This window comes from Candidatus Berkelbacteria bacterium (assembly GCA_016187225.1).
Lineage (GTDB): Bacteria > Patescibacteriota > UBA1384 > JACPKC01 > JACPKC01 > JACPKC01.
The window spans coordinates 140,670-161,004 of record JACPKC010000006.1 but is presented as its reverse complement, the minus strand read 5'-3'; the positions used below and the strand labels follow the sequence as shown (position 1 = coordinate 161,004).

Genomic DNA, 20,335 nt, shown 5'->3' with positions numbered 1-20,335 from the left:
GCCGAGATTGCCAAATACCACTACGTCTTCAACACCCTCCCGACCGCCACTAACACCTCAACCACCACCACTCGCACCCTTGCCGCCGACTCCTACGCTACCCAACAGGGCTTAAACACTCTCTATGTGGTGGCGGAGGATGTGATCGGGAATGCTGACTACACTAACTATGCCTCGGTGGATTTTTATGTCACAACCGAAGCGCCCGATACGCCAGTCATTATTGAAACTTTTGATGCGAGCAATCGCGTTTTGCAATCGTATAAGGTGGCGATTACCTGGACGGAAGCAGACGTAGCCGATGAGTCGGGTTTTGGAGGCTATACCGTTGAACGTTCAACTGATTGCGTAACGTATGAGCAGATCGCGACGACCTCAAACGTAAGTTACGTTGATTCAGGCCTAGAATCCCGCCAATACTGTTACCGTGTTCGGGCGCGCGACGATGCCGGCAAGGCGAGCGCCTATTCAACGGTGACCACGATTACCCCAACGGGCCGGTACACGACGGCGCCGGGGTTAACTGAAAAACCGATCGCGACCACCACTTCGTTTGCCGCCACGATTAAATGGGAAACCGATCGCGAGGCCGCGAGTTTTGTGGAGTATGGCGTCACCCAGGATAAAATCGGCCAAAATAGCGGCGGTTATACTCAAGGCAAGCTCACTCGCACCTTGAATCATAGCGTGACCTTAACCCTCTCGCCTTCGACAACTTATTACTATCGCGCGGTTTGGCGCGATGAGGATGGGAATGAGGGCAAAAGTGATATTTTTGCTCTAACTACAGGCGCCAAGCCGGCGATTACCGACGTGCAGATTTCCAATATTACGCTTGCGAGCGCGACGATTAGCTGGGCAACTACGACCGTCGCCAGTTCAGAAGTGCGCTATGGCAAGTCGACAGCTTATGGTCAGGTGGTGGTTGATCAATCGGGTTCCACTTCTACTAAGCACTCATTAACGCTCACCGACCTTGATCATTCCTCAACCTATTTTTTTCAAATTATTGGCACGGACGCGGATAATAATACGCTGGCGTCTGATGGTTATACCTTTGCGACTCTTATTAAGCCTGCAATTAGCGGTTTGAGCGTGGAGCCGGTGGCGGATGCGGCAAACTCAACTCTCAAATTGACGTGGACAACGAACGTGCCAACGACGAGCGTTGTCAACTATCAGGCAAGCGGCACCGCGGCGCTTTCAAAATCGAGCCCGGATTATGCTACTCAACATGAGATTGTAGTCTCGAATCTGGCCGATCAGAGCACTTACCGTTTGACTGCGCGTGGAGTCGATGAGCACGGGAACGAAGCGGCAAGCAATGAAATTAACTATACGACACCCAACGATACCCGCTCGCCGAAAGTGAGTAATTTACGGATTGAGATTCGTTCGACTGGAGTGGGAGAGTCGCAGAAGGCCCAGATTGTCGCCAGTTGGGAAACGGATGAGCCGGCCACCAGTCAGATTGAGTTTGGGTCGGGAATTTCATCGAATTCATACAGCGCGAGTAGTCAGGAGGATGCAACCCTGACGACCAACCATGTTGTGATTGTTTCGGAACTCGCGGCTTCAGAAATCTATCACTTGCGAGCAGTTTCGCGAGATGCGGCTAAGAACACCGGCTATTCAACCGATACTACCGCCGTTACGGGCAAAACCCAGCGAGATATTATTGGGTTGATTATGAACTCTCTTGAGCGCTCACTCGGTTTCTTGAGCAAACTACCCATCTTCGGCCGCTAAAAACCACCACCTCCCTACTTACACCTACGAGGTGTTCATGAGAGGACTGTCAATGTTTGGGAGATAAGGGCTACTAATGATAAAATTATAAATATGGAGATGAATATATGGCGCTGACGACAGATGATTTTCAAAAGATCAAAGCGATTTTTGACGTGGGAATCAAGAATCTCAAGAATGTTTTTGAAGCCCAAGTATCTGCGCTTGAAAACAAGATGGCAACCAAAGAAGATGTTGCAGGGCTTGAATATCGACTAGTAAATCAAATTAATTCAGTGAGAAAGATGCTTGAGGGCGATCATGCGGCTGTCGTGGAAGATGTAATTGAACTCAAAAAATTTCCCAAACGTGTTCGGCGGATTGAAACAATCTTGGGCATAGTCCCTTCAAGGAAATGATGCGTGAACTCTTTCATAAATTTTCCGCCGCAATTTCAGTGGCTGTTGGGTCGCCTTACGCTTTTGTAGTCGCGGTCGCGGCGATTATCATTTGGTGGTCGCTTGGCAAAACTTTCAACTACTCGGATACTTGGCAACTTGTAATCAACACCGCCACAACAATTATTACATTTTTGATGGTGTTCTTGATCCAAAATACCCAGAATCGCGACGCCAAGGCAATCCATTTAAAGCTTGATGAATTACTGCGCGCCATGAAAACGGCTGACACGAGCCTCGTTAATTTAGAGGAATTTACCGATGACGAGCTCGAAGAAATCCATAAGCACTTCGAAACTTTGGGCGCAAACGCCGCGCCGCACTCGGTGCATGCGCTTGGCAAGCGTATCCGTGCGGTCCGCACCGCCCGCACGGGTAAAAATGGATCGGAATAAATATATCTATCGTGTCGGAAAGAGCCGGCCGATTTTTGTGGCCGCTTCAGGCCGACGAATTGCCAGAGCGAATCTACCGGCACACTTAGCACATCTAGCGGTACCGCCTGCTTGGACGGATGTTGAGCTTGTCACGAATCCTCGCGCCAAAATTTGGGCGACCGGTCACGACGAGGCTGGGCGAAAACAGTATATTTATAATCCGACCTTCCGGGCAAAACGTGAAGCAGAGAAGTTTGATCGGATTATTCTCTTTGCCGAACAGCTCTCGCCGCTTCGTGTCACGACTCGTCGTCACCTTGCTCTCGAAGACCTCTGTCGCGAGCGCGTTCTAGCCTGTATGGTGCGCTTACTTGATCGTGCGTATTTTCGGGTTGGAAATCGGGAGTACGCGTGTGAAAATAAAACCTATGGCCTGACGACTTTGCGAAGTCGCCACCTGAAGATTCGAGGTGATAGCATCATCTTTGAGTTCATTGGCAAACACGATGTCGAACAAAAACACGTTGTGGCCGACAAAAAACTCGCCGAGATTTTGCGAGAACTTTCCGAGGTGCCTGGTTATCATATCTTTAGCTATTTCACCAAGGCAGGTGATAAAGTTGATGTAGCGAGCGAGCATCTCAACGAATACATTCGAGAACTGATCGGCGAGGAATTTAGCGCTAAGGATTTTCGCACCTGGGCCGGAACACTAATCGCCGCCACCACGCTCGCTGACAAGTCTGAACCAGAAGATGAGAAAGCGCGAGCGCACAACATCGTTCTGGCTGTTGAGCAAGTAGCCTCCAAGTTAGGCAATACGCCAGCCGTTGCTCGTTCTTCGTATATCGATCCAAGAGTGTTCGAATTTTATGGAGAAAATGTGACAATCGGGGCTTTTATGCGCAAAAATGTTCGCGCTCACGAACGCTTACTCAAGCGAGAACTTAATCTTAAAGAACTGGCCCTCTGGCGGATGCTAAAAAGCGCGTAGTAAGAGATAGAAGCCAGTGAACTCATTGCATAATTATGTTGGTAGCTGCAACGGTTTCATGCGGGTTACACGCCGAAAACGACTCGTCACCGATACGGTGGCATCGTCTCCTCACCGTTGCCAGCGTTCGCACCGCCCGAATCCATTTCGCTCCTAAAAGAATTATGCAATGAGTTCAGTGTGTAATTATATTGTAAAGCCCTCGATCCGCACCAATTCGCGATATTTTTCTTTAAGCGGCGCGAGTTCTTTGATGAGCATTGGGAGCGAAAAGCCAGGACTGGCAATCGGAATTAAAAGCAACTGCTTTTTGTGGGTAAATTTTTTGCCCCAACCATGATCGCCAAAGGCAATCTGGGTAGCAATTTTCATCTCTGAAAGCGGTTGATCGGCGGCCGTATGGAGCGATCGCGTGATTCCAAAGCCCAAAGGAAGTTCCGGAACTTTTAAGGGATTAAACGTTCCGGTTGTGTCGTAGTAGGCCGCCCAAGCGGTGTGTTGATGGGCTGGCCGCGTCAATTTGTCGATCTCAATGTGGCCAGCGTAATTGAGACCGGCTTTTTGGGCGATCGCTTGCACATGGTACGCGCCATACTGATCGGCGTCTGCTATCGGCCAGCCATTTTGTTTAGCAGAGAGCTTGGCGGCGCCGCAATTCGAATGACTCATGAGGCCTTTGATTTGATTTTGATGCAGAAGCTCAATCAGCTCATCTTCATTCTCAAATAAGATGCCTGAGCCGGCCAAATGCACACCGCCAGGCGTTCCCTCGTCGATACAACGCACAATGCCGTCGCTTGGCGCAAAGGCCGGCGCCACGTCGATTGTTTCGAGAAAATGCTCAAGCGCCATTCCATTTTGAAGTGGATGCGCTTCTATCTCTTCCCAAGTTTCGTACATTTTTTCCTTTCAACCTTCCGACACTGGCACTCTGACATTAAGTATCGGTAGTGGCGGTAGCCAGGTGTCGATAGTTACCTCAACAATTTAATGAACACATCCGAGGGTATGTCGACTTTCCCAAGTTTGCGCAAGCGTTTTTTACCCGCTTTTTGTTTTTTGAGGAGTTTGTCTTTGCGCGTTCGGTCGCCGCCGTAAAGTTTGGCCGTTACATCTTTGCGCATCGCTGGGATTGTCTCGCGGGCGATAATTTTGCCTCCGATTGCCGCCTGAAGGGCGACTTCAAATTGCTGTCTGGGAATGAGGGTTTTTAATTTGGTCACGAGCGCCTGCCCGCGCTCAAACGCTTGCGTCCGATGGACGATCTGGCTCAATTCTTCAATCGAATCACCCGCGATCAGAATGTTGAGTTTAATTAAATCCTCTTCGCGATAATCGAGCGGACTATAGTTGAGTGAAGCATAGCCTGAAGAGACGCTCTTTAAGCGATCGTAAAAATTTACAATGACCGATGCGAGCGGCAGTTGATAACGTAAAATAACTCGTTCGCGTTCGGCATTTAGATCGCGCAAGTATTCGGTTTCCTGTTCCTGATAAATTCCGCGTTCAATTTGGGCAAGTTCCATCACCGGCCCGATCCAGCGCGTCGGCACGATGATTTCAGTCTTCACCCAAGGCTCGGCGTAGATTATTCGGCCGCCTTCGACGCGTTCATGGTAGGCAACAGAGGGCGTTGTCACGATCAATTCCAGATTATATTCACGTTCAAGACGTTCGGTGATAATCTCTAAGTGCAGGAGGCCAAGAAAACCGCATCGAAAACCGAAGCCAAAGGCCTGCGAATGATCCGGCTCGTATTGGAGCGCGGCGTCGTTGAGTTTAAGTTTAGAAAGCGCCTCGCGGAGCGCTTCTGGCTCACCGTTAGTCGAGAAAATACCCGCATAGACCATGGGCGTAATTTCTCGGTAACCGACAAGCGCGGTTTGAGCGCGAGGCAAACTGGTGAGAGTATCACCCACTCGCGCTTCCGAGACATTTTTCACTCCAGTGACAACGTAGCCGATGAGTCCGGCTGAAAGTTCAGAGGCGACTTTGAGCGCGGGTGTAAATATGCCTACCTCGAGCGCTGTATCACATCTTTTCGAATGCATTAGTTCAATCGGTGCGCCCGCGGCCAGCGTTCCTTCCATGACGCGCACGTAACTGATCACGCCTCGGTATGCGTCGTAAACCGAATCAAAAATGAGCGCCCGGAGCGGTTGGTCAGTCTCGCACGCCGGGCTTGGGACGCGTTCAATAATTGCCTGCAAAAGCGCCGGCATGCCTTCGCCGGTTTTACCCGAGACAAACAGAATCTCATCGAGTGAACAGTTAAGTATCTGGACGAGTTCTTGCGCCGTCTGTTCGGGTTCAGCGTTTAGTAGATCAATTTTATTCACAACTGGAATGAGCGTCAGGCCGGCGTTTTGCGCTTGGTGCAAAGTGGTTAGAGTTTGCGCTTGCACACCTTGGGTTGCGTCGACCAGCAAGATCGCGCCTTCAACTGCCGCGAGCGAGCGTGAAACCTCATACGTAAAATCAACGTGGCCAGGAGTGTCAATTAGATTTAAGACATAACCTTGATATTCCATCTTGACTGGTTGAAGTTTAATCGTAATGCCACGTTCTCGCTCAAGTTCCATCGTATCGAGGAGCTGGGCGCGCATCTCGCGCTCGGAAACAGTTTGGGTTGCCTCAATAAATCGGTCGGCAAGCGTGCTTTTGCCGTGATCGATATGGGCGATAATACAGAAGTTGCGAACTTTACCCTTTACAAAATTTTGCATACAATAAATTTAATTATGTTAGAGTTAAACTGATAACGCAAAAGGAGGATGAATGCTTCGGCGGAAGATGCTGTTGTTTGTTGTCGTGACGCTGGCGTTTCTAGGCGGCGTTATTCTGCTCTATGGCCAACGAACTGGCAAGCTCACAATTTTTGGCGATGTGCCGAACGTGCCTGGCCAGCTGACTATTTCAAGCCCGGTTGACTTGCAAAAAGGCATTGATGCGGGCGATAAAAATCTTGAGCTCGTTGAAAATATGATCAAGCTCAAAAAAAATACCCAGTTCTCTAAATGGACAAATTTGGGCGTTCAAAACCCAACCGAGTTCATGGTTTTTTCCGGTTTTAGAGCCTATCCTCTAACAACGAGTTTTGATGAAGTGGGCAAGAAGTTTTTTGTTCATCGCAAAATGGATGTGTACACATTTGACTCTACCGGCAAGAGTTGGCAGAAGGTGGGAAATAATGTGGCATTCTGGGCTTCGTGGTCTAACAAGCTCAAACGCATCGTTGGCTTGCAAGGCACTGGTAACCTGCAAACACCTTCAAACGTTGTTTCACTCGACGCGAATGGTGGTGGCGCCCAGGTACTTGGAAGCAATCTTGGCTTTATGCCCGAGCATGCCGAAGCGCTTTATCACGATTCTGTTTCCGACATGCTGGTGGGGGTTGGCCAAATAAACGTCGCCGCGACAGGCGAGTTTGACAGCGCGCTTGGATATACCGGAGGCGCCTGTTTGCCAGGTACGCCAACGACGGGGATTTCTTGCGGCACACCTGTGTATCCTAAATACGTTCATTGGTTTGACATTGGTTCCAAGCAATACAATGTTTATCAGGCGCAATCCAGCGATGCTTGGCCAGAACCTAGGGTGGGCGGCGCCGCGGCCTATGATCCGGTTAAAAAAGAAATCCTATTTTTTGGCGGTTTCACCGTTGGCGCGCCGAATTTTTCGAATAGAGGATTGACTCACTATACTCTTGCGCCGGCCTCTTTACTCTGGGCATTTGACACTAACACTAAAACCTGGTCGCAACGAATAGCTTCAAATCAACCACCTGGTCGCGCGTTTTCGAAAATTACCTATGATCAAAAAAATAAGCGCTTTGTCATGTTTGGCGGATTGACAAATTTATCAGTTGTCCCAGGCGGTGGGTTTGGCGTCAAAACAACTACTTTTTCGACAAGCAATGATCTCTGGGCTTATGATCCAGCCGCCAATACTTGGCAACAGGTCAATATAACAACACCGCCAGAAGCTCGTTTTGGCCATGGCTTCGGTTACGACAGCGTTAACCATACCCTGCTCGCCTTTGCCGGCCAAAAAGGCGCAACTACTCAAGCAACCAATATTGGTCCGCCTCAAATCAACGATGCCTGGCAGGCTTCGGCGAGCGGGTATCCTACTAGTGGCACCTGTCAATTGGATTTAGGCGGCGCTCAAATCACTAAACTTTACCGCATCCGAACGATCAAGCCGGCTGATTTTCCGGCGAGTACGGGTATTAAGCTGGCCTTTGCCGGATCTTTAGACGGTTTAAGCTACAGCGGTTTTTCGACACCGGTTACGCTTGATTCGGCGCAAAATGTGGCTGATTCCTTTGAACTTGCGAACCTTATTCCAGCCAATAGTCGTTTTGTGCGCGTTCAATGCACACTAGAGAGTTCCGATCCGACTGCCACACCTTCGCTTGGCGGTTTGATCCTGGATTACGAGTCGGGCGCGACACCACCGCCACCTGGGACACCGAATGCAACTTTGAGCACTTCAAAGAGTGTTTATGCGCCAGGCGAGACGGTCGCGTTTACATTTACCAATACAGGCACAACCGATTTAACCTGCCCAAATAAAGATCCGTACGTTGTCAGGCAGGGCGAGACTAAAATTTTTGAGCCAGCCATTGCCGCCGCTGATGATCCAACTCTCTCGCCAGCGGAAACGCGGAGCTGGAACTGGGATCAAAAGAATACAGCCGGCGTCCAGGTGCCGGTCGGCGCCTATATTTTAACTGTGACTTGTGACCAAATTACTCGGAGCGCCGCCTTCACGATTGCTGATAATACACCCCCGCCACCGCCCCCCGGAGTCTTTAAGGTTGAGCCAACGAGCGGAGTCGCGCCGCTTGAAGTGACGGCGACATATACTGGCACCGAAGCCAATTTGGTCTGGGATTTTGACGATGGCGCCACGGTTCCCGTTGCGAAAGGCCCATCAACCCAAAAACACACTTTCAGTCGACCTGGTATTTATAATGTGACTTTGCGTGGCGCAACGCTCCTTGGACGGCAAAGTGTCACGGTGACTGCGCCAGCCAGTCTTAGTGGTGGAACGAGCGCTGGCGGTGGAACGAGCGCCGTGCTTATCAATGGCACAACCCCGGGAACAAACGCAACGCTTGCCAACTCAACGACCGCGACCGATGCCACCAAGCCCACGACGTTGGTTTCAACCGGCAATCCAGCGTGGCTAATTGGTTTAATCGCCCTTTGGATCGCCGCCACAGTCACGATTTTTGCCAGCCGCCATAAAATTCAAGGTGCGTAAATGTGAATGGCGCTGTTCTTCGAACATTTCTCACTTTTTTGGCGGCCGGTTTAGTCGCTTATTCAGTTCTAACCGCGCCAACCTATTGGAAACGTTTTCAATATTGGCGCGAGCATCGAGGCGCACCCAATATTGCTGAACGTGTGATCGCGACCGACCTTGAAGGCAATTCGTTTTCAGCCGCTGTTGGCGCCGCTCTAACTCAGCCCACGTTTGCCAAGGCGCCTCTTGAGGAAACTCCAAAAGAGCAAGTCTCAACAGTTGAGACGCTTGAGCTTGGAGAGAATATTCTTTTAGTGCCTAAAATCAAGGCGCGGGCGCCGATCGTTTGGCGCTCCTCTTCGGATGAAAAAATTATGCTTGAAAACCTCCAGTCGGGCGTTGCGCACTATGGTTTTACGGCATTGCCAAATGAAGAAACCGGCAATGTTTTTATCACCGGTCATTCGAGTTACTACTGGTGGGATAAGGGCAAATATAAAACCGTCTTCGCCTTGCTGGATAAATTAGTGGCTGGCGACCAGGCGTTAATTCAATTTGAAAATAAAGTTTATGTTTATGAGGTGCGCGATTCGGTGGTTGTCAAGCCAGCCGATGTCAGTGTAACGGATGCGACTGAAAAACCCATTCTATCGCTCATGACATGCGTGCCGGTTGGCACCTCGCTTAATCGGTTAATTGTGAGATTTGACTTGAAGCGAGTCTATCCAGCTGAAAGCGGCGTTATAACCGCGCCCGCGTCAGTTGAATCGGACCTCCCATCTGCTGTGCCCGCGGAGCAATCTGAAGATTATGTGCCAACTGAACGCGATATTATTAAATTAATCCCAGGCTTATGAATTAAGATGTAGTAAGTTATTCTTGTTCTGGTAGGATTGCTTTGGCCGAAAGTGCTCCGGTCTGAAAATCAACACCAGAAATTCCAAACGGAGTGAGGTCGAGGGAGGTTGGCATTCGCAGAGTTTCCGCAACTGATCGAGCAATTTCGATCGGCAAATTCAGATTACCCAGATATAATTTTTTAAGTTCTAAACTGTTTCCAGTCCTGCTCGGCACAACAATTGCTCGCACGATCATTGGTTGATTGGCCACAAGAGTAACTTGACCATAAATTTCAGCTTGGTCATCATCAATTGACACTTGGCCCTGCTTGAGCGCCAATTCACCACTCTGACTTGGCTCGCGCAGAGCAGCAGTTATTTCCTGTTCGGTAAGAATGAGCTTGCCAGTTTTCAGACCATTCATGAGTTTTTGTTCAATTAGATCATCGATATTTTCCGTTCCAGCCGGTGCGACGACTCGAATTGGCGTTGGCGGTTTGTAAACCAGTTTCGTCATCAAAGGTACTTCAAACCCAGTCAGGGCAATCACAAAGAGAATGCCGGTGATCGCGGCGAGCAAAATCAGAATTAAGATTCCCAAACAGCCCGAGCAGGAAAAACAAGTAAAACGTTTTTTGGCGCGATCGAGGTCGGCGTAGAATTCTTTATCTTTCTGACCTTTATTCCTTCTCTTCGGTTCGGCTGTCGGATCGAATGACTGTTTAACAACTACCATTTCGCTCCTTATATGAGAATCATAATCAGGCCTATGCCCAGGATAAGCAGTGTACCGAAGAGCAAGAAAAAACTCCAGACTGTACAGCATGAACCCCGGCCTTGGTTTTTGACCGTATCTAGATCAGCGTAAAATTCTTTATTATCACCGTCCGCCATTTAAGCGAGTCCAAATAAATTTTGGCACCTTCTGAATTTCAGTCACTCCAAACCAGGAAAGGACCAGACTATAGCTGATGCTTCCGGCGAGAATCGCACCCAGAGTCTGTGCGAGGACTCCCCAAAATCGATCCATGTCGACAACGCTGGCGAGACCTTCCTTGGTAAATTGCACGCTCACAATGAGCGCTAAAATTGCGGCGGCGAGTTGGCCAAATAGAACCAGGAAGTCTCCCTCATATTCTTTGAGAATCGGAGTCTGGGCCCGGAGTTTGCAATACAGCAAAAGACTGCTCAAGAGATTGCCGAGCACAAACGCTAGAGCGAGGCCGGGCACGCCTAGATTGAGGCCCTCGGGACGAGTCAAGAAGTAGCCGGAAACAATGGCGCAACTGTAGCCCATCACCATCAGGAGAGTTGGAGTGCGGGTGTTGTGGAGGGCGTAGAACGCTCGCGAAAGAAGTATGGTTAGGGCATGAAAGATCAAACCAAGAGCAAATAAACCCAGCGTGTCGGCCGTGGCGATGGTCGCTTCCCAGCCGAAAAACCCGGTGCCAAGGATTAAACGAACGGTTTGCGCTCGCAGAAGAATCAGTCCGATCCCTGCCGGAACTAAAATCACAAATAAATAACGGATGCCGTCGGTTAAGAGTTGGCTGAAACGTCTTTTGGCAAGTTGCGTAGTTGATTCAGAGAGGGTTGGGTAGAGCGCGGTGATAAACGCCAAGCCGAAAACGGCCGTTGGCATAGTTTGAATGTTATCTGCCAAATTATAAACCGCCACTGAACCACTGCCGAGCGATGAGGCGATGGCTGTGAAGGCGATCAGCATGAGCTGTAAAGCGCCTAAGCCAATGGAACGAGGAATCATTAAGCGGACGATCTTGCGGACCGCTGGATGCGCAAGAGAAAAATTTAAGGCTGGGACAAAGCCCACTCGGCAAGCCGCCAAAAATTGAATGAACATGTGTAAAAATGAACCTATAACGACGCCCCAGACGGGCGCATAAACTCCAAACTGATCCGCAAATAGAACCGTGGCCAGAATGATAACACTCGTATAAACCAGTGGCGCCAGGGCATAAACAAAGAAACGCTTAAGCGCATTTAAGATGCCTGAAAATAGATAAGAGAGACCAAAAAAGATCGGTTGGATTAAGAGCAAGCGTGTCAGTTCGAGAGTAAGCCGTTGTTTTTCGGGTGAAAATTTGGGCACGATCAGCGGGATAAGCCAGGGCATGGCGATGCCAAGAAGAAGGGCGAGTATAATTAGGACAATAATGCTAATAGTGAAGATGCTTTGGGTAATCCGCCAAGCTTCGGCCTCGCTTTTTTTGCGATATTCCAGAAAAACTGGAATAAAGGCGGCGGTGATCGAGCCCAAAATTAAGAGATTAAAGATAAGATCCGGAATTCTGAAGGCGGCAAAGTAGGTGTCGAGAAGGTCGGTTGGAATTTTTTGGGCGAAAAAGCGATCTCGTAGAAGGCCGAGAAAATTTGAAGCGAGCGTTGTGCCAACCAAAAGCAGAGTCGCTCCCAAGAGAGAATTTTTATGCGTAACTAAAGATCGTAAAGCTTTTAACATATTTTTTTAAGAGCGTTTCGAAGCCGATTCAAACTTTTTGCGCGGCCAAGTGCCCAGAGGCATTCCGCTGGCGCCGGTGAACGTTCAGCGCCGGTGAGCGCTACGCGGACTGGCCAGAAAACGTCGCCGTTCGCGAGTTGGGTTTGCGAGACGACTTGGTCAAGAAGCGAGGCTAACTTGGGTTCAGCTTGCCAGGTTGCGGGTGCGGTTTTTTCGAGTGCGTCAGACGCGGCTTGCAAGCCAGTGCGTGTATTTTCGCGAGTTGATTTTCGAAAAACCAAGAGTTCGGGTGGATATTCGGACAGTGTCAGAAACGAGGCAATGAAACTGGGAAAGTCAGCCAGTGGCCCCATGCGATTTTGGGAAATTGTAATGAGTCTGCTAAGGAAGGCTGAATCGATTGTTTGAGGCAAAAAAGTTTTGAGCTGGTCGGCGAGTTTTTCAATCGGATAGGTCCGAACATAATGGGTTTGAAAGGCATCAAGCTTTTCTTGGTCAAATTTAGCGCCGGCGAGGTGGATACGCTCAAGGGAAAAAGAATTGATCAATTCTTCCAGGGTAAAAATTTCTTGGTTGCCGCCCGGATTCCAGCCGAGCAAGGCAAGATAGTTAATCAGCGCTTCCGGCAGATAACCACGTTCGCGATAAGTCGCAACCCAAACTGAAGCGCCATGCAGACGCTTGCTAAGTTTCTTGCCATCGGGCGCCAAGATTAAGGGGAGATGCGCGAATTCAGGCAAAGACCAACCCATCGCTTCATAAATAAAGAGATGCTTGGGCGTGCTTGAGAGCCATTCTTCCGAGCGAAAAACATGGGTGATCTTGAGATCATGGTCATCTGTCATTGCGGCCAAATGATAGGTTGCCAGACCGTCGCGTTTAAGTAAAACGGTATCATCAACCGTAGAGTAATCAAAAGTTATCTTGCCTCGAACTTGGTCCTTGAGCATGCAGGCGCCTGATTGAGGTATCTTAAGACGGATTGCAAAGAGCGCGTTTTGGGCTTTTTCCTTAGCCTCTTGAAGTGGCAAATCGCGATCTTGGCCGCGGTAGACGCCGCGACCTTGGCGATATTCAAGGTCGGCATGTTTTTCGCCGGCGCCTAATCCCTCTGAAAAATCGTAATAAGCCGCGCCGCGTTCAATTAGTTCCTGCGCAACCTCCAAGTGTCGGTCGCGGCGTTCCGATTGGATATATGGTCCCTCATCGGGTTTTAAGCCAAGCCAGGCTAAGTCCTTGAAGAATCGCTCCATACTGCCTGGCACATAGCGTTTTTGATCGGTATCTTCGATGCGAATAATAAAAACGCCTTGATTTTTTTTGGCAAACAAAAAATTGTAGAGCGCGGTGCGCGCGCTTCCAAGATGCAATTCACCCGTCGGCGAGGGGGCAAATCTAACTCGAACCTGACTGGCATGTTTTTTCATCGCTCACATGGTATCACGTTATAACCCGCCTCGCATTTTGAGCGCGCGGGCAACGCGCTCAATAGCAACCAGGTAAGCGGCTTTGCGCAGAGAAGTTTGATGACGTTTGGCGGTTACGAGCAGGGTTGCGAGCGCTTGCTCCATTTTTTGCGTTAAGCGCTCGAATACCAGCTCGCGCGTCCAAGAATCGCCTGTTAAATTCTGAACCCACTCAAAATAGCTCACCGTCACGCCGCCAGAATTTGCGAGAATATCCGGAATCACCGTAACATTTTTCCGAGCAAGAATCGCATCGGCTTCGGGCGTTGTCGGTCCGTTGGCGAGTTCTAAAATGATCGAAGTTTTAATCCGCGCCGCATTTTCTCTGGTGATTTGATTTTCAAGCGCCGCCGGAATCAAAATGTCGGTCTCAAGTTCCAGTAAGTCGGTGTTGCTGATTTTGCGACTTTTCTCAAATGCGCTCACACTTCCATGCGTTTGTTTTGCTTTTTTAATTGTTGCTAGGGTTTCAAGATTGAAACCCTCGGTTGCATAGATGCCGCCTTTTGAATCAGAAACGGCGATAATTTTCATTCCTTTTAAAGTTAGAATTTGAGCGGCGTGTTCGCCAGCATTGCCAAAGCCTTGGATGACAACTCGCAAACTCTGCGCTGATCGTTTGAGTGTTTTTAAGTACGCCAGTAAAACCTCGACTCCGCCTTGGGCTGTGGCTATGTCGCGCCCAAGCGAGCCGCCTAATTCGAGGGGCTTGCCAGTAATGACGCCAGGCGTAAACTCTCCTTGGAGTTGGCTATACTCGTCGACCATCCAAGCCATGATTTGACTGTTGGTGTTCACATCTGGCGCCGGAATATCCCGTCGCGGGCCGATGACGGAGGCTAGGGCGCGCACAAACGTTCGACTCAAACGCTCTTTTTCAGCGGCTGATAATGTTTTCGGATCAACCACGATGCCACCCTTACTACCGCCGTAAGGAATATCGGCAACCGCGCATTTCCAAGTCATCCAGCCGGCGAGCGCCTTGATCTCGTTCTCGTTGACGTCGGGATGAAAACGCAGTCCCCCTTTATAGGGTCCACGAACGTTAGAATACTGGACGCGGTAACCTTGGTAGATATTTACCTCGCCGGTGTCGCGGCGGAGCGGGAGGCTAACATGAATCACACGCTCCGGAACGAGCAGGTGTTCGAGGATTCCAGTTTCAAGTTTAAGAGTTTGAGCCGCTTCGCGCACCAACTCGCGCATACTTTCAAATGGATTTTCACCCGCCATATTCCTCCTTGAATTCAAATATATTATTGAATGACTAGAATTCTCTCTTGACCAAGTTGTTTTTGCAACACTGATAAAAGTTCATCTGAAACCGCGACCTGGAGATGGGTATCTAATCGACGAGCATGTTTGCCACTTAATGTGCAATAAACCGGCGTTTGGCCCGGAGTTTGAGAGAGCGTCTCTTTGAGCGTTGCAAGCGACATTTTGTCTACGTTCGTATCAAGTATAAGATGAAGTTCGCGTGCCGCACCGCTCATTGCTTGCGTTGGCGCAACACTCGTCGGCAAAGTTTTTTTCTGTCTAGTTCGAATGATCGCTTCTGACAGATCGGTTGCGCTCTCAACTAAAATTTTCTTTTGGCCATCTTTCTCATTGATCTTGCCTCGCACTAAAAGCAGACGATCTACCCGCCAGATAGTTAGGTTTTCCTTATAGGTTCGCGGAAAGACGACTAATTCAACGTTTCCGGTGTAGTCTTCTAGCGTGGCGAACGCCATTGCATCGCCTGCCCTCGTCGTTATTTGTTTAACGGTCGTTAAAATTCCGCCGATCGTTATTTTTTCCTCAACTTTTTTACTTGCAAGATCGCTGATTTGAGTCTCTACTTTGGCCAATTTTTCCTTGAATTCATCTAGTGGGTGTTCGCTTACATAAACCGAGAGAAGTTCTCTTTCCCAGGCGAGTCGTTGCTGTTTGGGCGCTGGTGTGCCGGCTACAAATTGTAAATGGGCGAGCGGCGCCGAATTATCTTTTAATTCTCCAAACAAACTCACTTGAGTACTTGAACGCTGTTTTTCAAGTGTGTTAACAAATTTGAGAATCATGTCGACGTTGTCGAGAATTTGTTGGCGTTCTCCCAACTCATCAAGTGCGCCGCACATCGCAAGCGTTTCCAAGGTCTTACGGTTGATTGAATTTGCGCCCAAACGACTTGCAAAGTCTTCTAGACTCGCATAGCGATTACTCTTCTTACGTTCGTTGACAATTTGTTCGGCAACGGCATCGCCAATATTTTTTATGCCAGCTAATCCGAAGCGAATCACTTCTCGCTTTCCTTCGCTCACAACACCGAACTCCACAAAAGATTCATTCACAGATGGCGGTAAAACTTTCAAGCCCATTTTTTCAGCCTCGGTGATTTCAATTGAGATGCGATCGAGGTTATGAATGTCCGAAGTCATCAGCGCCGCCATAAACTCGGCGGGGTAGTGAGCTTTGAGATAAGCAGTTTGATAAGCGATTAAAGCATAACAAGCGGCATGACTTTTATTAAAACCGTAGCGGGCCCAAGCTAGCCATTCTTGCCAGAGCTGTTCGGCTTGAGCGCGTGTTAGATAACCAACTTTAATGCAACCCTCGATAAACTTGGATTCAATTTTATCGAGCAAGGCCTTAATTTTTTTACCAACGCCTTTGCGGAGCGTGTCGGCCTCGCCTTGAGTGAAGCCGGCTAGGAGGCGCGAAAGATTCATCATCTGCTCTTGATAAATCATAATGCCGTAAGTGGGTTTGAGAACAGTTTCCATACTTGGATGAAGATAATTTATCGCTTTGCGACCATGCTTACAGGCGATAAAATCCGGAATGAAATCCATCGGACCGGGGCGATAGAGAGCGCACATCGCAATAATATCCTCAAACTCACTTGGTTTAAGCTCCTTGAGATAGCGCTTAATGCCCTCTGATTCCAGCTGAAACACACCGGTTGTTTCACCGCGCGATAGGAGTTCGTAAGTTGGCTTATCGTCGAGCGGCAAATTATCGATCTCGACTTCAATTCCGCGGCGTTTGCGAAGAATGCGCAGAGCGTTTTTAATGACGGTTAAGTTCGAAAGTCCGAGAAAGTCCATTTTTAAGAGACCAATTGCCTCACAGTCTTTCATGCCAAATTGAGTTAGAGCCTGCATGGGCCCCTTCTGATTGGTGGCAAGCGGGAGATATTCAGTCAGGGGTTTGTCCGCAATTACGACGCCGCAGGCATGTGTGGAGGCGTGGCGCGCAACGCCTTCGAGTTTCATCGCCATATCTAGGAGGTGTTTCATTGGCGGCTCGGCGTCGTAGATTGCTTTAAGTTCTTTAACATCGGCCAGAGCGCCTTTAAGAGTTGTACCTGGCTTACTTGGGATTAACTTGGCGATTCGATCGCCGTCGGCGAATGTAAGACCAAGCGATCGCGCGACATCGCGCACTGAACCGCGCGCCGCCATCGTGCCAAAGGTAATAATTTGCGCCACTCGATCTTGGCCATATTTATTTTGCACATAAGTAAGCACTTCGTCGCGTCGATCGTCGGCGAAGTCGATATCGATGTCCGGCATTGAGACACGATCGGGGTTTAAGAAACGTTCAAAGAGTAAGTCATATTTAAGCGGATCGAGGCTGGTAATGCCCAGACAGTAAGCGGCGATCGAGCCGGCAACTGAACCTCGCCCCGGGCCGACAACGATGCCGTTCTGCTTCGACCAATTAACAAAATCTTGAACAATCAAGAAGTAGTCGGCAAAACCCATTCGTCCGATCACGCCAACTTCATATTCGAGTCGATCGGCGGCGGTTTGATTTTTTTGACCATAGAGGCGTTCAAGCCCTTTCCAAGCCAGTTCTTTGAAGTAGGTTTGTGCTTCGATTTGCTCTTTAGGCAGGGGAAACTTCGGCAAGATATTCTGCCCAAGCTCAAACTGGAGATTAACTGATTCGGCAACTTTAAGCGTATTTTCAACCGCTCCTTCGAAACCTGAAAATTTGGTTTTCACCTCGTCAAGGCTGGCAAGCGAAAGGTCGACATCTTTGAGCGACATGCGATCAGCATCGTCGGCGTCTTTGCCGCCTGTTGAAACCGCCAGTAAAATTTCATGCGCCTCTTGGTCGTCGTGGTTTAAGTAATGACTGTCACCCGTAGCGACAAGCGGCAGTTTTAATTTGCGGCTCATTTCCGCCAAGACGAGATTAACTTTAATCTGATCTTGCAGGGCAGGGTGATGCTGGATTTCAAGATAAACATGCTCGCGGCCAATCGATGTCATGTAGTATTCAAGGAGTTCTCGAGCGGCTTCGAGCTGATTGTCGATGATTAAACGCGACAACTCGCTGTTAAGACATCCTGTCAGTACAATAATACCTTCAGCCGAGTGGGCGAGTAGATCTTTATCGATCCGCGGCCGATAGTAAAAACCCTCTAAATGGGCGATTGAGATCATTTTGATCAAATTTTTATAGCCGGTTTCATTGCGCGCCAGTAAGGTTAGATGGTGGGGTCGGCTGTCGAGTCGCGCCTCGCGATCGTGGAGCGTGCGCCGCGCCATGTAGGCCTCAACGCCGATGATCGGTTTGATTCCCGCCTGGGTTGCCTTCTGGTAAAATTCGATCGCTCCATACATTACGCCATGATCGGTTAGCGCGAGCGCCGGCATGCCAAGATTTTGAGCACGTTCAATCAGGCCATCAATTTTTGAAAGGCCGTCGAGGAGTGAGTAGTGGCTGTGAGTATGCAGGTGGACGAAGCTCATATTTTTATCAAAATGATCAAAGATACAATCAACGATTATATTATTTTGCCGGGTCGAGTACCACGGCTTTCGCTCGAAGAAATTCGAGCGATGTTGCGTGTGAGTCGATTGCCGATTTCTAATCTCACGCTAACAAGCGACATCATTCGCGTCAAAACGCCTCGCGTTCTGGATACTGAATGGTTTGATGCATTAGGAGGCGCCGTTAAACTTGGGCAAGTTGAGGCAATTACTTCGTCGAATCTCGCTTCCGTTCTTGTGGCTTTGGCTAAAGTGCTCAAGAAGCCGGGTCGAACTCTTGGCGTCTCAATATTGCACTCTAAGTTATCGCCTCAAAAAATCGGTCTTGGCTTGAAGAAACTAAAACTCATTCATGCCTTTAAACTGCCTGCTCGCGGCGCACTCATTTCGGCGGCGCAGGCAAAAAGTTGTACTGAAGAAGTGTTAATTCTGGGTGAAGCTCAAAGCGCGGTGATTATTTTAATCCAAGCCAATCAAGATATTGATGCTTTCACGAAGCGCGATCGCGCTTTACCGCGCATCGATGTAAAGCGTGGGATGTTACCCCCAAAGCTTGCCCGTATTATGGTTAATCTTGGCCGCGGTCTAGTGTCGAACCAAGCCCAGCCATTCGTCCTTGATCCCTGTGTCGGCGCCGGACGAATCTTAATTGAAGCGCGACTCGTCGGCGCCCAGATTTTAGGCGCGGATAGCGACCCACAGGCGCTCCAAGACACTCGCGCAAATTTAAGTTGGCTCTCGAAAGAATACCACCTGTCGCTACCGGGTGAATATCTGATTCAGGCAAGAGTTGAAAAACTGTCGGAGGCGCTTTCATCGCAATCAGTCGATTTAATCATTACTGAACCGTTTTTAGGCGCTCCCCGGCGCTCGTTGCCATCACTTGAAGAACAAAATCGGATTTTAACCAAACTTGAACCGTTATTTACAAATCTCCTACGCGCTGGTCAGAAAATTTTAAAGTCTCAAGCCGGGGCGGTCATCGTTTTTCCCGCCTTTCAAACTTTGTCGCTTCTCGATCGCTTCATTGACAAGTTTTCTCGGTTTGGTTACCATATGGTCGATTCATTTCGGGTGAAACGCTCAAATCAAATTATTGGTCGGGACATTGTTAGGTTAATCTATGGCACATAAGAAAGCGGCTGGCTCAACTCGACTTGGTCGCGATTCAGAATCGAAACGACTCGGTGTCAAGCGTTTTGGCGGTCAACAAGTGAATGCAGGCGAAGTGCTTGTCCGTCAGCGTGGCACTAAATATCATCCTGGTAAGAATGTTTTGCGCGCTGGCGATGACACATTGGTGTCGCTCGTTGCCGGCACAGTAAAATTTGAACGCAAACGCCAACACCGTTTTACCGGCGCCTTGCATTCTGTTCAATTAGTAAATGTAGAGTCTAAATCGGGGGGAAATAATGCATGCTAAGCTACTTGCGCTGGTTAGCGCAAGATCGCAAAAAAAGAATACCCCAACCTTGCGCGCTGGCGATGTAGTGCGAGTGCATCAAAAAGTGCGCGAAGGCAACAAAGAACGCATCCAAGTTTTTGAGGGTTTAGTTTTGCGTGTTCGTGGTGGCCGGGGTATGGATGGCACTTTCACGGTGCGGCGAATTTCTGGAGGAATCGGCATTGAACGCACCTTTCCGCTCCACCTGCCTTCAATTACCAAAGTCGAAAAAATTAAACACATCAAGTTCCGCCAGGCGCGTCCTTATTACGTGCGCAATCTCACCACCCGTCAAATTACTCGATCCGCCAAGGGCGAGTTAGCCGAATTCGTTGCTTGGGAAGAGAAGGAAGCCGAGGCCGAGGAGGAAAAAATCAAAGCTCAACACGAGACTGAAGCGAAGGCGCGTGTGGAAGCTGAAAAACAAGCTGAAGCCGAGGCAGAAGCTAAAGTTTCCGCCGCCAAAGCGAAGCATAAGTGAATAGTAGCGCCCTTGCATTTATTTAAGCGACGTGTAAAGTCGAAAGTAAGAGA

Annotated in this window: 16 protein-coding genes; 9 read left to right on the top strand and 7 right to left on the bottom strand. The window is 49.2% G+C overall.

What is annotated here, in order from left to right:
• The 4 genes from HYW32_02130 to HYW32_02115 form a co-directional block, all read left to right on the top strand.
• Positions 1 to 1,749: fibronectin type III domain-containing protein (locus HYW32_02130; GenBank protein MBI2589799.1), on the top strand; the 1,749-nt coding region annotated here is incomplete at its 5' end.
• 107 nt (positions 1,750 to 1,856) lie between these two features.
• Positions 1,857 to 2,147 (top strand): hypothetical protein, encoded by a 291-nt coding sequence (locus HYW32_02125; GenBank protein ID MBI2589798.1) that lies wholly within the window; start codon positions 1,857 to 1,859, stop codon positions 2,145 to 2,147.
• Entirely contained in the window at positions 2,144 to 2,581 is a 438-nt protein-coding gene (locus tag HYW32_02120) for a low affinity iron permease family protein (GenBank protein MBI2589797.1), read from the top strand. The genes HYW32_02125 and HYW32_02120 overlap by 4 nt, the downstream gene beginning before the upstream one ends.
• Entirely contained in the window at positions 2,568 to 3,557 is a 990-nt protein-coding gene (locus HYW32_02115) for a DNA topoisomerase IB (protein ID MBI2589796.1), read from the top strand. Before HYW32_02120 ends, HYW32_02115 begins: the two co-directional genes overlap by 14 nt.
• A 186-nt stretch (positions 3,558 to 3,743) precedes the next feature.
• Here the strand turns inward: HYW32_02115 and HYW32_02110 are convergent, their stop codons facing one another.
• Both HYW32_02110 and lepA read right to left on the bottom strand, forming a co-directional pair.
• Entirely contained in the window at positions 3,744 to 4,457 is a 714-nt protein-coding gene (locus HYW32_02110; GenBank protein ID MBI2589795.1) for a hypothetical protein, read from the bottom strand.
• A gap of 74 nt (positions 4,458 to 4,531) precedes the next feature.
• Positions 4,532 to 6,283 (bottom strand): elongation factor 4, encoded by a 1,752-nt coding sequence (gene lepA, locus HYW32_02105; GenBank protein MBI2589794.1) that lies wholly within the window; start codon positions 6,281 to 6,283, stop codon positions 4,532 to 4,534.
• 52 nt (positions 6,284 to 6,335) lie between these two features.
• On the opposite strand from lepA, the gene HYW32_02100 reads away from it, so the two are divergent.
• Positions 6,336 to 8,828, top strand: coding sequence for a PKD domain-containing protein (locus HYW32_02100; GenBank protein ID MBI2589793.1), 2,493 nt, complete (start codon positions 6,336 to 6,338; stop codon positions 8,826 to 8,828).
• A gap of 2 nt (positions 8,829 to 8,830) precedes the next feature.
• A complete protein-coding gene (locus HYW32_02095) occupies positions 8,831 to 9,667 on the top strand; it encodes a sortase (GenBank protein MBI2589792.1) in 837 nt (278 codons plus the stop codon).
• A gap of 16 nt (positions 9,668 to 9,683) precedes the next feature.
• Here HYW32_02095 and HYW32_02090 read toward each other — a convergent pair whose 3' ends face one another.
• The 5 genes from HYW32_02090 to HYW32_02070 form a co-directional block, all read right to left on the bottom strand.
• Complete coding sequence (locus HYW32_02090) at positions 9,684 to 10,385, bottom strand: hypothetical protein (protein ID MBI2589791.1); 702 nt, start codon at positions 10,383 to 10,385, stop codon at positions 9,684 to 9,686.
• Between the two features lie 144 nt (positions 10,386 to 10,529).
• Positions 10,530 to 12,128, bottom strand: coding sequence for a murein biosynthesis integral membrane protein MurJ (murJ, locus tag HYW32_02085; protein ID MBI2589790.1), 1,599 nt, complete (start codon positions 12,126 to 12,128; stop codon positions 10,530 to 10,532).
• A complete protein-coding gene (locus HYW32_02080; GenBank protein ID MBI2589789.1) occupies positions 12,122 to 13,555 on the bottom strand; it encodes a glutamate--tRNA ligase in 1,434 nt (477 codons plus the stop codon). The genes murJ and HYW32_02080 overlap by 7 nt, the downstream gene beginning before the upstream one ends.
• A gap of 18 nt (positions 13,556 to 13,573) precedes the next feature.
• Positions 13,574 to 14,827 carry a Glu/Leu/Phe/Val dehydrogenase gene (locus tag HYW32_02075; GenBank protein MBI2589788.1) on the bottom strand — a complete coding sequence of 418 codons (1,254 nt, stop codon included), beginning with the start codon at positions 14,825 to 14,827 and terminating at the stop codon, positions 13,574 to 13,576.
• A 23-nt stretch (positions 14,828 to 14,850) separates the two neighbouring features.
• Positions 14,851 to 18,336 carry a DNA polymerase III subunit alpha gene (locus HYW32_02070; protein ID MBI2589787.1) on the bottom strand — a complete coding sequence of 1,162 codons (3,486 nt, stop codon included), beginning with the start codon at positions 18,334 to 18,336 and terminating at the stop codon, positions 14,851 to 14,853.
• Between HYW32_02070 and HYW32_02065 the strand changes: the two genes are divergently transcribed.
• The 3 genes from HYW32_02065 to rplS are packed head-to-tail and all read left to right on the top strand — an operon-like array spanning position 18,322 to position 20,282.
• Positions 18,322 to 19,491 carry a hypothetical protein gene (locus HYW32_02065; GenBank protein ID MBI2589786.1) on the top strand — a complete coding sequence of 390 codons (1,170 nt, stop codon included), beginning with the start codon at positions 18,322 to 18,324 and terminating at the stop codon, positions 19,489 to 19,491. The two genes, HYW32_02070 and HYW32_02065, sit on opposite strands and share 15 nt — an antisense overlap.
• The gene (rpmA, locus tag HYW32_02060) at positions 19,481 to 19,780 is read left to right on the top strand and encodes a 50S ribosomal protein L27 (protein MBI2589785.1); all 300 of its coding nucleotides are present in this window, start codon (positions 19,481 to 19,483) and stop codon (positions 19,778 to 19,780) included. The genes HYW32_02065 and rpmA overlap by 11 nt, the downstream gene beginning before the upstream one ends.
• A complete protein-coding gene (rplS, locus tag HYW32_02055) occupies positions 19,770 to 20,282 on the top strand; it encodes a 50S ribosomal protein L19 (protein ID MBI2589784.1) in 513 nt (170 codons plus the stop codon). Before rpmA ends, rplS begins: the two co-directional genes overlap by 11 nt.
• The last annotated feature ends 53 nt before the right edge of the window (positions 20,283 to 20,335 follow it).